This window comes from Catenibacterium sp. CAG:290, assembly GCF_000437715.1.
Lineage (GTDB): Bacteria > Bacillota_I > Bacilli_A > Erysipelotrichales > Coprobacillaceae > Catenibacterium > Catenibacterium mitsuoka_A.
Map to the genome: position 1 here is coordinate 296 of NZ_FR898852.1, position 253 is coordinate 548.

At 30.8% G+C, this 253-nt stretch carries 1 protein-coding gene; it reads left to right on the forward strand.

The genetic code is table 11. From position 1 onward, the window contains the following. Positions 1-253 (forward strand): transposase (locus QVO42_RS08215; RefSeq protein WP_288164140.1); only part of this gene is annotated, 253 nt, incomplete at both ends.

Sequence of the window (253 nt, forward strand, 5' to 3'; positions counted from 1 at the left end):
ATTCCAATGCAGGAATTGGCATTGACCTTGGATTAAAGGATTTTGCCATTGTTTCTAATGGTAAAACTTATAAGAACATTAACAAATCTGCAAGATTAAAGAAACTTGAAAAACAGCTTATTCGAGAACAGAGAAGTCTTTCTCGAAAGTATGAAAATTTAAAGAAAGGAGAGTCCACTCAAAAAACAAATATACAAAAACAAAGGCTTAAGGTACAGAAACTTCATCATAGAATAGATAATATTCGTACTGA